The following is a 16,630-nucleotide window of genomic DNA, read 5'->3' as shown; positions in this document are numbered from 1 at the left end:
TGCCTATAGACATGGAGGAAACATTACTCTATCAAATATCCAAAATATATGCACGATCTGAAAGCTGTTCTCTGACCAAAACTTCATTTGCATTTACATCTTGTACCATTTTCGTTAATTCTTCCATTCTTTCCAATTCTAAAATATCAGCCGAAAGAATGAGCATTTCATGAATTGATGATGGAATTACAACTACTTTATTAATGTTGTATTTTCTCCCAAATTCTGATAACATTTTTTTATTTAAAATCGCCGATGCTCCTTTATATTCGCTTTTATTTGTTACCACATAGAATGGAGTCTGATTCGGAAAAAGCATAGTTGCCATATCTTTTCCATATTTTTTTGTTATATATTCAGCCAGTCCCATTACAAAGCTTTCCTTATTTGTATTTTTTTTTGCCAGACTCCATGCTTCCTGTACAGATACTTCTGCCTTTTCCCAATAGCTTTGATTCACTTTCGCTGTAATAAATGCACCACCTTCTGTGTTTATTCTGATATACAAATATTTTTCTATTCCATCAAACTCTGTGTTCTGCTTTTCAATCTCTTCCTGTCCGCTTCGCTGTAATCCAATAAAGATGTGTTCTTCTACATATTCTTTTTGAAAGATTTTTTCTGACTGCATTAATTTTTCTACATATTTTTCAGCGCTTTCCAGATTTTTAATACTTACATTTTCAAATTTCATTGTTTTTCTCCTTAAATAAAATATTTTTTGCAATCCCCAAATGACTTCTGGTACTGTTTCTGTAGGGGGTGCGTTTTTGTTTTTCGGAGCATAGACGTTTATTCATCTCTCCTTTCTGCTATGCTCTGGCTTCTGTACACTGTTCATCGGGGTTTGCGTGCATCTTAAATAGCAGAGCAATATGTGGATGCAAGGGCGGTGCGCAGCCCGTTCATCTTGACCCTTGCATCCACATATTGCTCTGCTATGATGCACAACAGCAAACAACGATCAGTGTGCAAAAGCCAGAGCATAGAAGATAGGAGAGAATCACCGTGTTCATGCTACGAAAAAAATCCCCCTTGGGGGATTTAGGGGGGATTCTATTCTTTCCTTATTCTGCCAGTGGTTTGCCAGGACTTTTCATTTGGAAAGTTCTGGCTCTGGCAAGCATTCTCAAAGCTCCGAATTACAATGTCATGATTTCAAATTTTATAAAAATTTTTTCTTGAAAATCATAACTATCTATGGTATCCTATTCATATCCTTAAATAAAATTATTTGCAAAGCCCGTGTCAATGATTGACACGGGCTTTGTTCTAATCTTCTTTATATTTATCCAATGCGTCGTAAAACTCCTTGCTTCAGCTATGGGGATATAAGACGCGTCCATCGAATTTACGCAAGTAATTGAAGATGGACAAAATAACAATTGTGTTAATTGATAAAACATTGTATCATACAAACATGAACACAACATATAAATCAAACAATAATGTCGTCTATTCCTGTAAATACCATGTAGTATGGCGTCCCAAATATAGACGAAAAGTATTAACGAACGGTGTAGATGTCCGGCTGAAGGAGCTGCTCACAGAGTATGCTGCAAATCTTTCTGTAGACATTCTGGAAATGGAGATCATGCCAGACCATGTTCATATGCTGCTGGAAGTAGATCCTCCGTTTGGAATCCACAAAGCTGTAAAATCGTTCAAAGGCTATACGTCCAGAATTTTAAGACAGGAATTTCCCTATCTCAAAACGAAAATGCCGACGCTCTGGACAAACAGCTATTTTGTATCTACCGTTGGCGGTGCCCCGCTGGAAGCAGTAAAACAGTATACCGAAAACCAGAAAACATCGCAGAGACAAAAGGATAAGATGGGCTAATGCAAAAAGGGATCAAATTCAGAATCTACCCGAACAGAGAACAGAAAAACTTCATCCACCAGACGCTGGGATGCTGCCGGCTGATCTACAACCGGGGACTTGCCATGCGCAAGGAAAGCTATGAAGAAGGGAAGAAGATTGGATATACCCAGACTTCCGCCATGCTGACCGAACTGAAAAGACAGGAGGAGTTTGCTTTTTTGAAAGCAGCAGATTCCATTGCCTTACAGCAGTCTCTGCGGGATCTCGACCGGAGCTTTGTGAATTTCTTTCAAAAACGTGCTTCCTATCCAACCTTCAAGAGCAAACATAACCGGTTCCAGTCATACAGAACGGTCAATCAAAAAGATAATATCCGTATTGTGGGAAGATATATCAAACTTCCGAAACTTGGATTTGTCAAAATACGCCAGTCGATGGAAGTGGGAAAAATTAATCACGTAACCATTGAGTACACACCGGCCGGAAAATATTTTGCAGTCTTAAATGTTGATTTCGAACCGGAACCACGCCCAAATGCTGGAGGAACGATTGGAATTGATGTCGGAATCAAAGCATTCTATTCTGACAGCAATGGAAATACGGTATCAAATCCCAGATATCTGGAACGCTCCATGCGAAAACTCATAAGAGAACAGCGCAGACTTTCCCGGAAACAGAAAGATTCCCATAACCGCGGGAAGCAGCGGCTCAGGGTAGCCAGAGTGCATGAGAAAATAGCCAATCAGCGGAATGATTTCCTGCAGAAACAGTCAACGATGCTGGTGCGCGAAAACCAAACCATCTGTATCGAGGATCTGAACGTGAAGGGAATGATCCGGAACCATAAACTGGCAAAATCCATAGCAAGTGTTTCCTGGGCAAAGTTTTTCGAAATGCTGGAATATAAAGCCAGCTGGTATGGAAATGAACTTCACAGAGTACCAACGATGTATCCGAGCAGTCAGACCTGCAGCTCTTGCGGCTACAGAAATCCACGGATAAAAAATCTGAGCATTCGTATCTGGGAGTGCCCGAAATGCCATGCAGTTCATGACCGGGATACGAATGCAGGCATTAATATTCTGAAAAAAGCACTGCAGATGCAGTCTGCATAAAGATGAAAAGCTGTACCGCAGGGCATACGGGAACAGGATAAACATAGCTTGTGGACACTGTGTAAGACATTGCAGTACCGTAAGGTATTCGTCAATGCAGTAGTGGAAGAAACAAGAATCCCCCTGCTTTAGCTGTAGGGAGTGTCAATTAGCATAGCAAAAGCGGGCAGTTGAAAAAATAAAAGTACTTGCATCTGAAGATTTTTTAAATTTTCAAAATAATACTTTAGATACCTGCGCAAGTAGCATAAATCCGGAAGAAGTTCCTGTATCCGAAGAAGAGCCGGAAGAAACATCGGAAAAACCTTCCGCGTCTGATAGTCGCACAATCTCGATTAAGTGTCCAGCGTATGCAGCAAAAGCAATTTTTTCTTTTGCGCAGGCACTTACTCCGGATGCAGAGCTGGTTGACAACGTACTGATACTTCCGGAAGAATATAAGCAAGCCGTCAAAACCTTCGTAGAGGTGATTTTGTAAACGTACAACATACACTTTTTCAAATGTCAAAAGGACAGATCTGTTGAAAACGGATGTGTCCTTTTGACATTTCCACCCGCCAGGGTTATGTTTTTTTTGCGCAATAAATCAAATTTTCTCTTGATTTATTGCGCATTTTATCATATAATCTTAATAGAAAAGTTAATAAAAAATTATTAAAATAATTATTATATTTTCAAGACTGTCTATTTTATTGGTTCCAGAAGGAACCGGAAGGGAGATAACATGAAAATAATTGCAGTCGATAACTACAAAGGAGGGGTTGGAAAAACCACAACGGTCATTAATCTGGCTTACAACCTTTCCGCATTGGGAAAAAGAGTGCTGATGGTTGATGCTGACCCGCAGTCCAATACAACCTATGTTTACAACAGAGTCAACGAAAATTCCAAAACATTGCTGGATATTTTCCATGGTGTAAAAACAGAAAGATGCATTTACAGAACGAATTATCCAAACCTTGATCTTATCAAGGCCTCTCCCCGGATGGAGGAGGCAGATGGACTTCCAGTTATTATCAAAGAAGCTTTGCACCAAGTAGAAGATCGCTATGATTATGCGATTATTGACTGCCATCCTTCCATGCAGCTGCCAACAATTGCCGCACTTGTTGCAGCGGATGAACTTCTGATTCCATATGAACCGGATGCTTTCGGAAAAACTGGCCTAAACTTTCTATCTGATTACATTGCACAGATTCAGGAATACTACAATCCGGAACTTACATACCATGTATTTATTTCGAAATATGCTGGCCGTAAATCTCAGATAGAAGAAATACGTGACCTGGTAGAGAAATACCAGTTTCCACTGCTCACTACCGTTATCAGTAACCGAGCTGCTGTGAATTCAGCGAATAAGGCAAGAAAACCACTGGCAAAACACCGCAGAACCGATGCATCAACAAAAGATTACGAGGATCTTACAAAAGAAGTTCTGGCATTAATGGAATAGGAGAAATAAAAATATGGCAGATTTAAATGCGATTCTTAAGAATAAAATGGGCCTGTCTGTAGAACAGGCAAAAAAAAGCAAGATTCTTGCTTCTCTTTCCGGATCTTACCGGCAGAATATGAAATCAATCCATTATTCCCAGCTGGTTCCAAGCACTAACCAGTTCTATACCGAAAAAGAACTGGAAGATCTGGCAGATATTATCCAGATTTTGGGTGGGGTTGCCCAGAACCTTCTGGTCCGGAAAAAGGATGCAGAACAGTATGAAATTCTGGCTGGACACCGCAGATGGCGGGCCAGTCAAATCGTAGTGCAACGTGGCTTTCCGGAATATGCTTACCTTCCGTGTTTGGTCATAGAGTGCAACGATGATGTTGCCGAGCTACTTCTGATCCTGACAAATTCATCCGCTAGAAGTGACTTAAATGGATATGAGCAGATGATGCAGGTCGTTAGACTGCAGGAACTCCTACCCAAAATAAATAAAGATGAAACATTGAAGGGAAGAGTGCTGCGGAAAGAAATCGCTCTGTCCACGAAACGGAGCGAGTCAACCATCCAGAACTTAATGTATACGGCAAAACATCTATCAAAAGATGGAATGCAGGCATTCAAAGAAGAAAAGCTGACACCTGCAGCCGCACTATATCTGGCTAAACAGTCAGAAGAAGATCAGAAAGATCTTGTTCTGAAGGAATTTTTCACCGTATCTGCAATGAAAGGATACCTGTCCAGTAAGAAACCGGTTCAGCGATCCTCCATGTCAGGAAAAGAGCAACCTTTCATTCAGCAACAAGAAATCGAGCAAAAAGTCCCTACTGAAAATTTCGTTTCATATATACAAGAACCGGAGCAACCAGAGAAAAAAGTCGAAAAAACACTGTCGGTCACACAATCATCGAAAACTTTTTCAAAAGAAAAATTTCTCTTTGCCAGCGCCGATCACGAGAAAAGGTATTATGAAACTTTAGAAAATGTTCCAGATCCGGATGCAACTGTCAAGTCTTTATGTTATTGCTTATGTTTAAGCCCCAATACAAGGGATAGACTGGAGAATTTTTTTGACTTCCATGCCATGCAGCCAAAACCTGAATGCCTGAAAAATGATGCACTTTCAGAAGATGATGAAAAAGCAATTAAAATGGCATTCAATTTGTTTTCTGGCGATACCCCAAGTATTAACAACTATGGGGATTCAATCAATCAGGTAAAGGAATGTAAAAGTTATACGGTAAAAGATCTGTTTTGCAGCTCTTATGCACCATATTTTTGGCAGGCAATCCAGATCCGTTATCCAGAATATACCAAGTAATATAGCAAATTGGAAAAAGTCATGGAAGGAGTGTTTTAACATTGGCTGAAAAAGATTCTTCAAAAGAAAGAAAAACTACAGATGAAACAAAATTCGATGTATCAAAGATATTTTCTACTCCCCCAGAGAAACCGAAAACAATAATAAAGAGTTTTAATCTTAAAGAAGAAAATGTAAAAAAATTAGAGGAAATCGCACATGCTCAGAATATGTCCCTTTCGAAGGTATTGAATGAAATTCTTTCTAATATTGTAATTTGACATTCCTATTGAATTACCGAAAAAATAATGAGGGACTGGCATTTTAGGCGGTAAGGGAACTTGACTTTTAATCAAGTTGTCCGGGGTTCGAATCCCCGATGCTTCATCAAATGGAAACGGCTGAAAACCTTGATTTTACTGGGTTTTCAGCCGTTTTTCTGTTACAAAAATGAAATTGTAAAAAATGGTCGTACGACAAAGTAGAATTTAAGACACTTCAAGAGACATTTCTTAATGAATCTGATATACTGTAAACACTACAGAAAGAAGGATTTTTATTATGTCTCGAACAAGAAGAAATTTCTCAGCCAAATTCAAATCAGAATTAGTGATTGAACTGCTCAAAGGAGAAAAAGACTTAAATACAATCGCAACCGAAAACAATATTCAGCCGAATCTTCTCCGCAACTGGAAGAAGGAGTTTCTCGATAAAACATCCGTGGTTTTTGATGACACACGAGAGGATAATCTGAAAGAAAAACTCGCTTTAGAGCGCAAGGAAAAAGCTGAAAATGCGAAAAAAAGTCGGCCAGCTATTAGGAGAATAAAAGTATGGGAGCTGTAAAAATATCAAAAGGTATCTACGAGTATAAAGGATACAGAATTAGTAATTGTGGTTATTATGAACCAGATCATTGTATATGGTGGGAAGCCGTTGATATGAAAACGGGATGTGCTGATTATCACGCAACTACAAAGAAGTTTTTAATGGAACAAATTGATGACGATTTAAAAAAATAAAGACAAGTAAAACCAATCTTTCATTTGAATAGATTGGAGGTGATTTGTTGAACAGCATGAATTTGCGGAAAGCAAACGGGATCAGACTCCTGGCGGAAATGCCGGAGAGATAGATATGGATACAGAGTTTCTTGATATTTCGAAAATGTCGGAAGAAGAACTTCCATTCCGATAAAAACGAGGGGGTTAAAAGATGGATATTGAAAAAAAGATCCGGAAACTGCTGGCTCTGTCAGAAAGTCCAAACGAATTCGAAGCCCAGGCTGCACTCTTAAAAGCCAGGCAGCTTATGGCAGAGTATAAATTAACCGAAGCAAAGCTGCATGAGGGAAATAAGAAAGTCAAAACAATCAAAACATCTATTTCCTGCACAAAACAAACAAATTTTTGGATATTCACTTTATCTACTGTTATTAGCGAAAATTACTGTTGCCAGGCTGTACATGAAAGAACAAAACACTCAAAAACATATTTTATTGGATTCGTTGGACTCGAAGAAGATGTGAGTATATGTGTAAATATTTTTACATATGCAGTGGACTGCGTTTTAACACAGATACAAAATTTGAAACAGACATACTGTAATTTATCGCTTGGTGCGCAAAAAAAAATAACCAATGGATATGGAGCCGGTTTTTGTGAAGGGGTAAGAGAAGCGTTTTCAAAGCAGGATCAAGAAAAGGAAAAAGAATGGAGTCTGATACTACGGTTACCGAAAGAAGTCATAGATTTTTGCGACAAATTTAATACGGGTCAAGGTAATATGTATGATACACCGATAGACTTCAGGAAATTCTCATCTGGATATTTAGATGGAAAATGTTTTGGAGAACAGAAACGGTTACAGCCTGCACGACATACCGGCACAATTTAAAAAAAACCACCTTTTGATAGTTATTTGATGCATATATAATATAAATTATTTTAAATATTTATAATACTTATATTTAGAGGGCCGGAAACCCGCATGGTTACTCACTTTTTGGCACTAAAAAACCACCTTTTGATAGTCAATCGACCACCTTTTGATAGTTTTAAAACCACCTTTTGATAGCTAAAAAACCACCTTTTGATAGTTGTAAAAATGTGGATAAGTATCACAAAAACCACCTACTTGCAAAAGGGTGGTTTTTGTGATATAATCAAATACAATTTTACGAGGAAAGGTAATATATATGGGGAAAAAGAAAGATTATCAGCTGAATGGACAGCTCTGTTTCGATTTTAATACAAATACAGAACATTATGTTGTACAATCAAATGAATTGCTGGAAGGAAAACAAAATTTGAAACTCAATTCAGCAAAAATAGTAAGAGCATTGATAATGCAAATTAAACCAGACGATGAAGAATTAAAGTCTTATTTCATTTCGGTACAGGAGCTTGCAAAAATGTTACATATCAGTGCAGCTAATCTATACCGGGATATGGATACGATCACAGATGATATTTTAACAAATCATGTAGCAATAAAAGATTATCAACAAGGAAAATTCATGAAAATACAATGGGTAACAGCATGTGCTTATGAAAAAGGAGTCGGATTGGCCGTAAAAATGAATCCATTATTAAAACCTTTTTTATTGGGATTGCAAGAGAGGTATACTCAATACCAGCTGGAAAATATACTTGCTATGAAATCAGTGTACGCAATCAGAATATATGAACTTTTAATGAAAGAACAAATGACAAGATTCATACCTGCAGATGGAGTATCCGTTATATTGGCAATCAAGACAATACGTGAAGCATGTGATTGTGAAACTAAATATGAAAAGATCAGCCAATTTAAAAGCAAGGTTATAGATATAGCAGTAAAAGAAATATGTCGGTGCACATCATATACTGTAAGCTACGAATGTTTAAAAAAGGGAAGAAGCATAGAGGCATTCAGATTTCATCTTAATTCAAAGTATAACAAAATATAATTACCTTCTGTTTAGCCAATTAGTCTGTATCAGATTCGTTTTCTTCGAATATTTCTGGTCTATATTTTCTTACGATTTCCCAAAATTGCTTTTCCATTTCTTCAAGTTCTTCAGGAGTAAGTTTTGATTCATCCATAATTTCACCTCTTTTTTTAAAAACCCCGATGTGATAGAGAAACATCGGGGTCAGGGTAAGTATGTACTTTCGAAAGACAGTGACAACTAGCCTAAAGAAAGCCCCAGAGGTTGCGACTCTGGGGCTTTCACTTTGTGTACCACTTGGATACAACTTCTTTCTTAGCTATTGCCATTATAGCATATGCAGCTCCGGAATGCAATATTCCCAAAACGAAAATCTTATGATATACTTATGGCTTTTTAGCACCCAAGGGAAAATGGCTTATTGTGGCATCTCTGCCACTCTATTTATCCCTGTAATGCGTTCCGCACTGGATAATTTCCATGCTGTCTCCGTCTATCTTAAACACTATCCTGTTTTTCTCGTCAATGTGAACGCTCCAATATCCTGCAAGGTTTCCGCTTAGCGGTTCTGGCTTTCCTGTGCATTGGTACCCGTTCCGGTCGATATCGGTCAAAAGCCTGTTGATTTTCTTTAGAGTTTTCTTATCCTGTGTCTGCCAGTCGAGATACTCTTCCCACGCTTCATCCTGCCATAGTTTTCTCATTATTCCACCTCTACCAGCTCATGCTCTTTCAAGGTGCTCTTGCCAGAACGTATGTCCGCTACACGTCTTTCCAGTTCTTCCATGTTCTCCTTGCTGTAAAAAGGGTCTGCTGACAGTTCAAATGGAATACGGTTTTCCCTTACAACTGTTTTCAGAAAAATGTTGATTGCGGTAGACATGCTCAAACCGATGTCATTTAACGTCCTTTCCGCACTGCTTTTCAAATTATCATCTACACGTAAATTAATCTGTGCCATAAATATCGCTCCTTTCTTTTTTTATTATACAGCAAATGTATATATTATGCAAGCACTTTTATATACATTTGCTTTCGCTTCCGCCACTTGTATACTGTCGGCTTGCTTGATCCAGTATCTCGTATGCAGTCAGCTTTCTTTCCGCTTTGTTAAAACGGAATAAAAATCCCCGTGAGCTGGTACCTCACGGGGATTTTGTTGACTTTTGCAATCCGTTTATTTCATTTGCCTATCGGCATTATAGTATATGCAGCTCCGGAATGCAATATTCCAAAATCCATATTTTTATGATATAATCTGAAAGCTACCGCCCCTAGACAGGTAAGGGAAGGGGGTGTGTCATTCATGAATTTAATCTTTTCATTTATTTTTTCTGTTCTGGCAAGTATAGTTGCCTACTATATTTGTAAATGGCTGGACAGAAAGTAGTAGCTGGTAGCCAGCCTAGGGCTTAATCCACCCTTCCAAAACGGACAGAAAGCCCCGGAGGTGCAACTCCGGGGCTTTTGCTGTATCAATCATGAATACATCTCTTCATTTATTGCCTATCGGCATTATAGCATATGCAGCTCCGGAATGCAATATTCCAAAATTGAAAAAATTGTGATATACTTCATCAGTTGTCGCACCCAATCTGGCAACAGAAGGGGGGTGTACTCGTGGAGATTATTATATCCTTTTTGGTTTCCGTTGTGGCAGGCGTAACCAGCTACTACATCTGCAAATGGTTAGACGGAAACAACAGTGACAACTAGCCTAAAGAAAGCCCCGGAGGTGACGCTCCGGGGCTTTCGCTTTGTGTACCCGTGGGTACTATATCCTTTTTAGCTATCGCCATTATAGCATATGCAGCTCCGGAATGCAATATTCCCAAAACGAAAATCTTATGATATACTTATATGCGTTGCCACCCCTATACAGGCACGGAAAGGGGGGTTGACTTACGGAAGTGTTAGTATCGTTTATTATCTCTGTCGTGGCAAGTGTAGTTGCCTTCTACATTTGCAAATGGTTGGATGGAGAGAAGTAATCGGCAACCAGCCTAGGGCTTAAGCCACCTTGCCAAAACGGAATAGAAAATCCCACGAGGTGTGAACTCGTGGGATTTTTGTTGCCCTTACGGACTGTTAATATCGTTTGCCTATCGGCATTATATCATATGCAGTTCCGGAATGCAATATTCCAAAATTAGAATTTTACAACATAGGAAAAGGAAAAATTGACCGCTACAGCTTGGATCAGCGATGAAAAGAATTCTTTATGATACAAAAAAGTCTGAAAATCCCGGAAATTACCAGCACAAATTTACCAATTTTTGTAATATAATAACCTCTCAGGCGTATAAGACAGGAGGTGAGACTATTGAAAAAAAATATGTTTTTTACAAACCAGGTAACATATATGCATTATATTTCTTGAGAGAAAACACGTTATGTTACAACATCAACTTTTCCGGCAAAACAAAGTTTATCTACATGATCCGGTAATATGGCAGAACGCCAGGAACTTCATTCTTCATGAAGGTCCCTGGCGTTTTACGCATTTTCTTCTTTTTTGGGCTTATACCGTTTTTCTAAAGTTTCCAGTTCTTTTGTTGATGTGGGAAGTTTTTCTTTTTGATCGGGTACACGGTTCCCAAAACAACTTTCTAAATAATTGGATATAATATCTCTACTAGCTGGGGGCAATTGTAGAAAATTTTTAAAGAGATTAAATTGTGCATTATTTAGACCGAAAACTGCTTTCAATTCCAACATCTTTTTTTCAAGTGGATCATCTAAAAACATGGAAGTACCTTCTCCGGTTCTGAGCCATTTCATGTTCACTTTTTTCTTTGGCCATATTTCTATTTGGTGAAGATGTCTTTCTGTAACATTTCTTCTGCCAGTTTCTATTTGACATACACTTCCCCAGCTTAATCCTATGATTTCTCCAAACTCTTTCTGTGTTAAATTACATGCTACGCGCAAATCACGAAGTCTCTCATTGATTGTGCTCATTTTGTACCTCCTTTTTAAAAAATATTTTATCATAATTATATCATTTTGTAAATATAGTATGCAAAAAATGATATATTTGTCAATATATTTTTATAAAAAAATATTGATAAATCTTTACAAAACGATATAATTAGCAATATAAAAGATTTCGACAAGGAGGAGATAAAAATGAATAGTCCAATCGAAAGACTAACTAAAAAAGAAGAACGTTCCGGTTTTTTGATGGCAACATTAGATGAAGATGAATTATATGCCGTACAAAATTTCATTGCCGGTATGAAAGCTACAAAAGAATACGTGAAAATGCAGGAAAAAGAAAAAGAAGAAGCTGAAAATCCAGAATAGAATCCGGGGGTAGTAATGAGGGAATATACCGATCAAGAAATCTGCCAAATTATTCAAGACTACGATCGCATTATTCAAGAGCTACGATATGGCGTAGAAGCCTTTGTCCGTGAATTAGTGAGTTTGGATTCTAATGATGACTGGCTTTGCAGACTTCTGGCGCTACAGCATTCAGGAACCGGGAGTGCGACAACTCATTCGAGCTTACATGATCTGAGCGATTTGCTGAAAAACAAGAAATTTAAAGGAATGGAATACTCCAGCGAACTGCAAAAGGGAATCAATGAAAAGCTGGAAGAGATTGACGGTATACAAAAAATACATAGATGTTATATGTGCCTCCCGCGTAAAGAACATGAGATTTTGCAGCTTTTGTATGAAAAGTTCATATCCTGGAACGAAGTCGCGAAAGAATTACAAATTTCTTCGCGAACAATCCAAAGAAGGCGAAAACGTGCATTGAATATGATCCATTCCATGTACCATTCAAATTTGGATGTGCATGAATTGATTAATAAGAATTGGATAAAAGCAGATAAGTAAATTTTTTATTGGTTCCATTTGAGAACCCGAAAGGAGAAAACATGAAAACAATCGCAGTTGACAACTACAAGGGCGGTGTTGGAAAGACCACAACTGTTATAAACCTGGCTTACAACCTTTCCGCAAAAGGAAAAAGAGTTTTGATGGTTGATACTGATCCGCAGGCCAATGCGACCTACATTTACAGCAAGGTCAACGAAAGCACCAGAACTCTGCTGGATATTTTTCATGGTAAAAAAACAATAAGTTGTATTTACCGGACAAAATATCCAAATCTTGATCTGATTAAAGGATCGCCCCGAATGGAAGAAGCAGATGGACTTCCACTTATTATCAAAGAAGCTTTGAAACAAGTAGAAGATCGATACGATTATGCAATCATTGACTGCCATCCTTCCATGCAGCTGCCAACGATTGCCGCACTGGTTGCTGCGGATGAACTTCTGATTCCATATGAGCCGGACGTTTTTGGAAAAACAGGGTTAAACTTCCTTTCCGATTACATTGCACAGATCCAGGAAATCTATAACCCAGGTCTTACATATCATGTTTTCATCGCAAAATATGCGGAACGCAAATCGCAGCTTGAAGAAATTTATGATCTGATCGAAAGATACCAGTTCCCAATGCTGGAAACAGTGGTCAGAAACCGTGTTTCTGTAAATTCTGCCAATAAGGCAAGAAAACCGTTGGCGAGACACCGCAGATTTGATGCGGCAACAAAAGACTACGAAGATCTTACAAAAGAAGTTCTGGCATTGATGGAATAAGAGGGAGGCAGAAAATTGGCAAATTTGAATGCAATCCTAAAGAATAAAATGGGGTTGTCTGCAGAGCAGGCAAAGAAAAGCAAAGTTCTGGCATCTCTCTCTGGATCTTACCGACAGAACATGAAATCAATTCATTATACGCAATTGGTTTCAAACATTAATCAGTTTTACAGTGAAAAAGAACTGGAAAATCTGGCAGATGTTATCCAGATTTTGGGCGGGGTTGCTCAGAATCTTCTGGTCCGAAAGAAGGATGCAGAACAGTATGAAATTCTGGCCGGACACCGCAGATGGCGGGCCAGTCAAATCGTAGTGCAGCGTGGCTTTCCGGAATATGCTTATCTTCCATGTCTTGTGATAGAATGTAATGATGATGTTGCAGAGCTGCTTCTGATCCTGACAAATTCATCCGCTCGAAATGATTTAAATGGGTATGAACAGATGATGCAGGTAGTCAGACTGAAGGAACTCCTGCCAAAAATCAATAAAGATGAAACATTGAAGGGAAGAATACTGCGGAAAGAAATCGCTCTGTCCACAAAACGGAGTGAATCAACCGTTCAGAACTTAATGTTTACGGCAAAACATCTGTCAGAAGATGGAATGCAGGCATTCAGAGAAGAAAAACTGACACCTGCAGCTGCATTGTATCTGGCCAAGCAGTCGAAAGAAGATCAGAAAGATCTTGTTCAGAAGGAATTTTTCACCGTGGCTGCAATGGAAGGTTATCTCGCAAGCAAATCCGTGACACAGGAAATACCTTCTAAACAGCCCACAAAAGAAGGAAAAAGAAACCCAAACCTCAAGCCGTGCAAAACAGGACTGAGCAAATCAGGCGCGTGTGGTTCTGCAGCGTATTGTGAAGCACCATACTCATGCTGCAAAGAATGTAAAAAAGAATGTTCTTTGCGTTGTGGCTGGATTCGGGAAGAAATAGATGATATTCCGGAGAAACATCAAGGTCCGGAACCATATGTTGCGGTACCTGCAGAAAAAACAGAATCTAAAAGACAAGTAGAAAATCTTTCTGATTTTCCGGAAGAAGGAATTCGTTTTACGAGTTCAGAACACAAAAAAGCATATTACGATAGTCTGCAGAAATTTTCTGCACCAGATTCTGCAGATAAAGCATTATGCTACTGCATCAATTTGATGCAGAGTACCAGAAGTCATGTAACAGAAATATTCGATTTTGAACAGAAATGTTTAAAAACGGAATGCTTGAAAGCCGGATGGCAGACAAGCAGCAGTGAAAAGGCAATCCGAATGGCATTCAATCTGTTTTCGGGGGAGATACCTACTGTGGACTATGAAGACAAAGTAGATAACCAGTTGAAAGAATGTCAGAACTATACAGTAAATGAACTGTTTTACAGCTCTTTTGCTCCATATTTCTGGCAGGCAGTCCAGCTCCGTTATCCAGAGTATACGAAATAGAAAAGCAGATCAGTATTCTTGCTTAAACCACTTGAGGGGAAAATAAAAAATGGAAACCGTATTGAAATATTTACCAGTTATTGTGTTTTATATAAAATGCTTTGTCAGCTATTTCACGTTTGCACGGACAAACGCGAAAAGTAATGAGTATTTGACCAGATTGCGTCATCCTGAATTTAGAACCTACTGGGGGCATAAAATTCTGCTGGCAGCCTTGGACTTTACCACAAAAGGAACCTTCTATCTAATTGCTTTATTCATCTGGATTTTCCCTGGATCACAAGACCTGCTTTTGAACATTCTTATATTGTAATAGCAGTGGACTTTGTTTCTTTTCATGGAGATCCATCCAATCATGCAGTGTTACTGAATATTGTCAGAAAAGAAGGACGAAAAAATGGAATTATGAAACGGTGGACAGCAACACAAACGGCTCAATATATATCTATTTTGATTATAGTTTCTTTGTTCGTTTCTTATGGTATTCAAACAAAGAATCTCTCGATTTGTTTGAATACCATAAGAAATATTGACTGGTGACCTGTAACTGAAATATAGAATACAAAAATCATGAAAATGCGGGGAAATATATATGTTGAAAAAATATTTATGGAAGAAGGCAATAAAAAAAGCCTGCAGTGCAACCGAAGGTTTAGAAGACACATTTGCCAATTATCTTACAAAAAGTCCAGGTGTAAAAAGATACTTTCGGTTGCTTACCAAAGCTAATACATCAAATAATTTATACCGAAATTTTGTCATTACAATAGCATTTGAATTATATATGTGTAAAAGAAAGGAACAAAAAGCGTGGTCATTGGCATTTGCTATTCTGGACAACTGGTTTGATTTGAACAAAGTAGATTATCAAGAAATACAAAATCAAGTAGATCCGAAAGAACTTAAGAATATTTTGTCTGGCACACAAAACGTATATCGGGAATATTTTTTACTATATGACGATCCCATTGGCAAAGATCTTATTAGAGTTCATTTTCCATATCCGTTCGGCAAGCTTTATGTAGATGTCAAAGCTAATCTGTCTCGCGGAATAGAATCCGGTTTTTTTAGATCTGGTTTTTCGTACTACAAGGTGGATGGGAAGAGCGAAAAGGAAATAAACTGTGTAGCTGCCATTGGCGATCAGAAAAATTTTTTAAACACAAATTTAAGAAAGAGAGGATAAAAAAATGAACAAAGTATGGGAGATTGGAAGACTAACAAAGGAGCCAGAGATACGTTACACTTCAAAAAAGAATGGAAATGGTGAAGAGGAATCTACCGTAACAGCAAGCTATACACTTGCTGTTGCAAGAGGATACCGGCATGAGGATGGACAGCAGGACGCAGATTTTTTCCGCTGCGTTGCCTTTGGAAAGAACGCTGAGTTTGCGGAAAAATACCTTCATAAGGGAACTAAGATCGCTATTTCCGGACATTTGCATTCTGGCAGTTACACAAACAAAGACGGGGTTAAAGTTTATAACGTGAACATTGTTGTGGAACAGCATGAATTTGCGGAAAGCAAACGGGATCAGACTTCCGGAGGAAATGCCGGAGAGATAGATATGGATACAGAGTTTCTTGATATTTCGAAAATGTCGGAAGAAGAACTTCCATTCCGATAAAAACGAGGGGGTTAAAAGATGGATATTGAAAAAAAGATCCGGAAACTGCTGGCTCTGTCAGAAAGTCCAAACGAATTCGAAGCCCAGGCTGCACTCTTAAAAGCCAGGCAGCTTATGGCAGAGTATAAATTAACCGAAGCAAAGCTGCATGAGGGAAATAAGAAAGTCAAAACAATCAAAACATCTATTTCCTGCACAAAACAAACAAATTTTTGGATATTTACTTTATCTACCGTTATTGGCGAAAATTACTGTTGTCAGGCTGTACATGAAAGAGCAAAACACTCAAAAACATATTTTATTGGATTCGTTGGACTCGAAGAAGATGTG

21 protein-coding genes and 1 tRNA gene are annotated in these 16,630 nt (G+C 38.4%); 18 read left to right on the top strand and 4 right to left on the bottom strand.

What is annotated here, in order from left to right; all coding sequences use genetic code 11:
* Positions 1-31: 31 nt before the first annotated feature.
* Positions 32-694 carry a DUF5688 family protein gene (locus DWZ44_RS14470; RefSeq protein ID WP_117805153.1) on the bottom strand — a complete coding sequence of 221 codons (663 nt, stop codon included), beginning with the start codon at positions 692-694 and terminating at the stop codon, positions 32-34.
* Between the two features lie 726 nt (positions 695-1,420).
* Here DWZ44_RS14470 and tnpA point away from each other — a divergent pair.
* From tnpA to DWZ44_RS14415, 10 genes are all read left to right on the top strand, one after another.
* Entirely contained in the window at positions 1,421-1,843 is a 423-nt protein-coding gene (gene tnpA / locus DWZ44_RS14465; protein ID WP_117805212.1) for an IS200/IS605 family transposase, read from the top strand.
* Positions 1,843-2,940 carry an IS200/IS605 family element RNA-guided endonuclease TnpB gene (gene tnpB, locus DWZ44_RS14460; RefSeq protein ID WP_117805152.1) on the top strand — a complete coding sequence of 366 codons (1,098 nt, stop codon included), beginning with the start codon at positions 1,843-1,845 and terminating at the stop codon, positions 2,938-2,940. The genes tnpA and tnpB overlap by 1 nt, the downstream gene beginning before the upstream one ends.
* A 724-nt stretch (positions 2,941-3,664) precedes the next feature.
* The gene (locus tag DWZ44_RS14450) at positions 3,665-4,393 is read left to right on the top strand and encodes a ParA family protein (RefSeq protein WP_117805150.1); all 729 of its coding nucleotides are present in this window, start codon (positions 3,665-3,667) and stop codon (positions 4,391-4,393) included.
* Positions 4,394-4,406: 13 nt separating this feature from the next.
* Positions 4,407-5,705 carry a DUF6075 family protein gene (locus DWZ44_RS14445; protein WP_117805149.1) on the top strand — a complete coding sequence of 433 codons (1,299 nt, stop codon included), beginning with the start codon at positions 4,407-4,409 and terminating at the stop codon, positions 5,703-5,705.
* Between the two features lie 41 nt (positions 5,706-5,746).
* The gene (locus DWZ44_RS14440) at positions 5,747-5,965 is read left to right on the top strand and encodes a hypothetical protein (protein ID WP_117805148.1); all 219 of its coding nucleotides are present in this window, start codon (positions 5,747-5,749) and stop codon (positions 5,963-5,965) included.
* A 32-nt stretch (positions 5,966-5,997) separates the two neighbouring features.
* Positions 5,998-6,071 (top strand) — tRNA-Lys (locus DWZ44_RS14435).
* A 174-nt stretch (positions 6,072-6,245) separates the two neighbouring features.
* Complete coding sequence (locus tag DWZ44_RS14430; protein WP_238033708.1) at positions 6,246-6,530, top strand: transposase; 285 nt, start codon at positions 6,246-6,248, stop codon at positions 6,528-6,530.
* A complete protein-coding gene (locus tag DWZ44_RS14425) occupies positions 6,518-6,706 on the top strand; it encodes a hypothetical protein (protein WP_117805147.1) in 189 nt (62 codons plus the stop codon). Before DWZ44_RS14430 ends, DWZ44_RS14425 begins: the two co-directional genes overlap by 13 nt.
* A gap of 193 nt (positions 6,707-6,899) precedes the next feature.
* Positions 6,900-7,580, top strand: a complete 681-nt coding sequence (locus DWZ44_RS14420; protein ID WP_117805146.1) for a DUF2786 domain-containing protein — start codon at positions 6,900-6,902, stop codon at positions 7,578-7,580.
* Between the two features lie 301 nt (positions 7,581-7,881).
* Positions 7,882-8,634, top strand: a complete 753-nt coding sequence (locus DWZ44_RS14415; protein ID WP_191847499.1) for a replication initiation protein — start codon at positions 7,882-7,884, stop codon at positions 8,632-8,634.
* A gap of 422 nt (positions 8,635-9,056) precedes the next feature.
* On the opposite strand, the gene DWZ44_RS14410 is transcribed toward DWZ44_RS14415, so the two are convergent.
* The 3 genes from DWZ44_RS14410 to DWZ44_RS14390 form a co-directional block, all read right to left on the bottom strand.
* A complete protein-coding gene (locus tag DWZ44_RS14410) occupies positions 9,057-9,320 on the bottom strand; it encodes a Txe/YoeB family addiction module toxin (RefSeq protein WP_117805144.1) in 264 nt (87 codons plus the stop codon).
* Positions 9,320-9,577: a type II toxin-antitoxin system RelB/DinJ family antitoxin gene (locus DWZ44_RS14405; RefSeq protein ID WP_117805143.1), complete on the bottom strand. Its 258-nt coding sequence runs from the start codon at positions 9,575-9,577 to the stop codon at positions 9,320-9,322. The genes DWZ44_RS14410 and DWZ44_RS14405 overlap by 1 nt, the downstream gene beginning before the upstream one ends.
* 1,535 nt (positions 9,578-11,112) lie before the next feature.
* Entirely contained in the window at positions 11,113-11,577 is a 465-nt protein-coding gene (locus tag DWZ44_RS14390; protein WP_158565925.1) for a helix-turn-helix domain-containing protein, read from the bottom strand.
* 168 nt (positions 11,578-11,745) lie between these two features.
* Between DWZ44_RS14390 and DWZ44_RS18260 the strand changes: the two genes are divergently transcribed.
* The 8 genes from DWZ44_RS18260 to DWZ44_RS14355 form a co-directional block, all read left to right on the top strand.
* The gene (locus DWZ44_RS18260) at positions 11,746-11,922 is read left to right on the top strand and encodes a hypothetical protein (protein ID WP_158565923.1); all 177 of its coding nucleotides are present in this window, start codon (positions 11,746-11,748) and stop codon (positions 11,920-11,922) included.
* Positions 11,923-11,937: 15 nt separating this feature from the next.
* Complete coding sequence (locus DWZ44_RS14385) at positions 11,938-12,465, top strand: sigma factor-like helix-turn-helix DNA-binding protein (RefSeq protein WP_117805140.1); 528 nt, start codon at positions 11,938-11,940, stop codon at positions 12,463-12,465.
* A gap of 41 nt (positions 12,466-12,506) precedes the next feature.
* On the top strand, positions 12,507-13,235 hold the full coding sequence (locus DWZ44_RS14380; protein ID WP_117805139.1) for a ParA family protein: 729 nt from the start codon (positions 12,507-12,509) through the stop codon (positions 13,233-13,235).
* A 15-nt stretch (positions 13,236-13,250) separates the two neighbouring features.
* Complete coding sequence (locus DWZ44_RS14375; protein ID WP_117805138.1) at positions 13,251-14,672, top strand: DUF6075 family protein; 1,422 nt, start codon at positions 13,251-13,253, stop codon at positions 14,670-14,672.
* Positions 14,673-14,721: 49 nt separating this feature from the next.
* Positions 14,722-14,985, top strand: a complete 264-nt coding sequence (locus DWZ44_RS14370) for a hypothetical protein (protein ID WP_117805137.1) — start codon at positions 14,722-14,724, stop codon at positions 14,983-14,985.
* Positions 14,986-15,264: 279 nt separating this feature from the next.
* Positions 15,265-15,858, top strand: a complete 594-nt coding sequence (locus tag DWZ44_RS14365) for a hypothetical protein (RefSeq protein ID WP_117805136.1) — start codon at positions 15,265-15,267, stop codon at positions 15,856-15,858.
* 4 nt (positions 15,859-15,862) lie between these two features.
* Positions 15,863-16,300 (top strand): single-stranded DNA-binding protein, encoded by a 438-nt coding sequence (locus tag DWZ44_RS14360; protein ID WP_117805135.1) that lies wholly within the window; start codon positions 15,863-15,865, stop codon positions 16,298-16,300.
* Between the two features lie 18 nt (positions 16,301-16,318).
* A partial coding sequence (locus tag DWZ44_RS14355) for a DUF2786 domain-containing protein (protein ID WP_147342486.1) occupies positions 16,319-16,630 on the top strand: 312 nt, incomplete at its 3' end.

The sequence above is a fragment of the Blautia sp. AF32-4BH genome (assembly GCF_003460565.1).
Classification (GTDB): Bacteria; Bacillota; Clostridia; order Lachnospirales; family Lachnospiraceae; genus Fusicatenibacter; species Fusicatenibacter saccharivorans.
Note: the sequence above shows the minus strand (reverse complement) of the source record. Positions and strands in the feature narration are given on the sequence as shown.

Excerpts from the sequence above, each read along its gene's own strand:
- DWZ44_RS14470 (WP_117805153.1), bottom strand. The coding sequence starts at position 694 with ATGAAATTTGAAAATGTAAGTATTAAAAATCTGGAAAGCGCTGAAAAA.
- tnpA (WP_117805212.1), top strand. The coding sequence starts at position 1,421 with ATGAACACAACATATAAATCAAACAATAATGTCGTCTATTCCTGTAAA.
- tnpB (WP_117805152.1), top strand. The coding sequence starts at position 1,843 with ATGCAAAAAGGGATCAAATTCAGAATCTACCCGAACAGAGAACAGAAA.
- DWZ44_RS14450 (WP_117805150.1), top strand. The coding sequence starts at position 3,665 with ATGAAAATAATTGCAGTCGATAACTACAAAGGAGGGGTTGGAAAAACC.
- DWZ44_RS14445 (WP_117805149.1), top strand. The coding sequence starts at position 4,407 with ATGGCAGATTTAAATGCGATTCTTAAGAATAAAATGGGCCTGTCTGTA.
- DWZ44_RS14430 (WP_238033708.1), top strand. The coding sequence starts at position 6,246 with ATGTCTCGAACAAGAAGAAATTTCTCAGCCAAATTCAAATCAGAATTA.
- DWZ44_RS14425 (WP_117805147.1), top strand. The coding sequence starts at position 6,518 with ATGGGAGCTGTAAAAATATCAAAAGGTATCTACGAGTATAAAGGATAC.
- DWZ44_RS14420 (WP_117805146.1), top strand. The coding sequence starts at position 6,900 with ATGGATATTGAAAAAAAGATCCGGAAACTGCTGGCTCTGTCAGAAAGT.
- DWZ44_RS14415 (WP_191847499.1), top strand. The coding sequence starts at position 7,882 with ATGGGGAAAAAGAAAGATTATCAGCTGAATGGACAGCTCTGTTTCGAT.
- DWZ44_RS14410 (WP_117805144.1), bottom strand. The coding sequence starts at position 9,320 with ATGAGAAAACTATGGCAGGATGAAGCGTGGGAAGAGTATCTCGACTGG.
- DWZ44_RS14405 (WP_117805143.1), bottom strand. The coding sequence starts at position 9,577 with ATGGCACAGATTAATTTACGTGTAGATGATAATTTGAAAAGCAGTGCG.
- DWZ44_RS14390 (WP_158565925.1), bottom strand. The coding sequence starts at position 11,577 with ATGAGCACAATCAATGAGAGACTTCGTGATTTGCGCGTAGCATGTAAT.
- DWZ44_RS18260 (WP_158565923.1), top strand. The coding sequence starts at position 11,746 with ATGAATAGTCCAATCGAAAGACTAACTAAAAAAGAAGAACGTTCCGGT.
- DWZ44_RS14385 (WP_117805140.1), top strand. The coding sequence starts at position 11,938 with ATGAGGGAATATACCGATCAAGAAATCTGCCAAATTATTCAAGACTAC.
- DWZ44_RS14380 (WP_117805139.1), top strand. The coding sequence starts at position 12,507 with ATGAAAACAATCGCAGTTGACAACTACAAGGGCGGTGTTGGAAAGACC.
- DWZ44_RS14370 (WP_117805137.1), top strand. The coding sequence starts at position 14,722 with ATGGAAACCGTATTGAAATATTTACCAGTTATTGTGTTTTATATAAAA.
- DWZ44_RS14365 (WP_117805136.1), top strand. The coding sequence starts at position 15,265 with ATGTTGAAAAAATATTTATGGAAGAAGGCAATAAAAAAAGCCTGCAGT.
- DWZ44_RS14360 (WP_117805135.1), top strand. The coding sequence starts at position 15,863 with ATGAACAAAGTATGGGAGATTGGAAGACTAACAAAGGAGCCAGAGATA.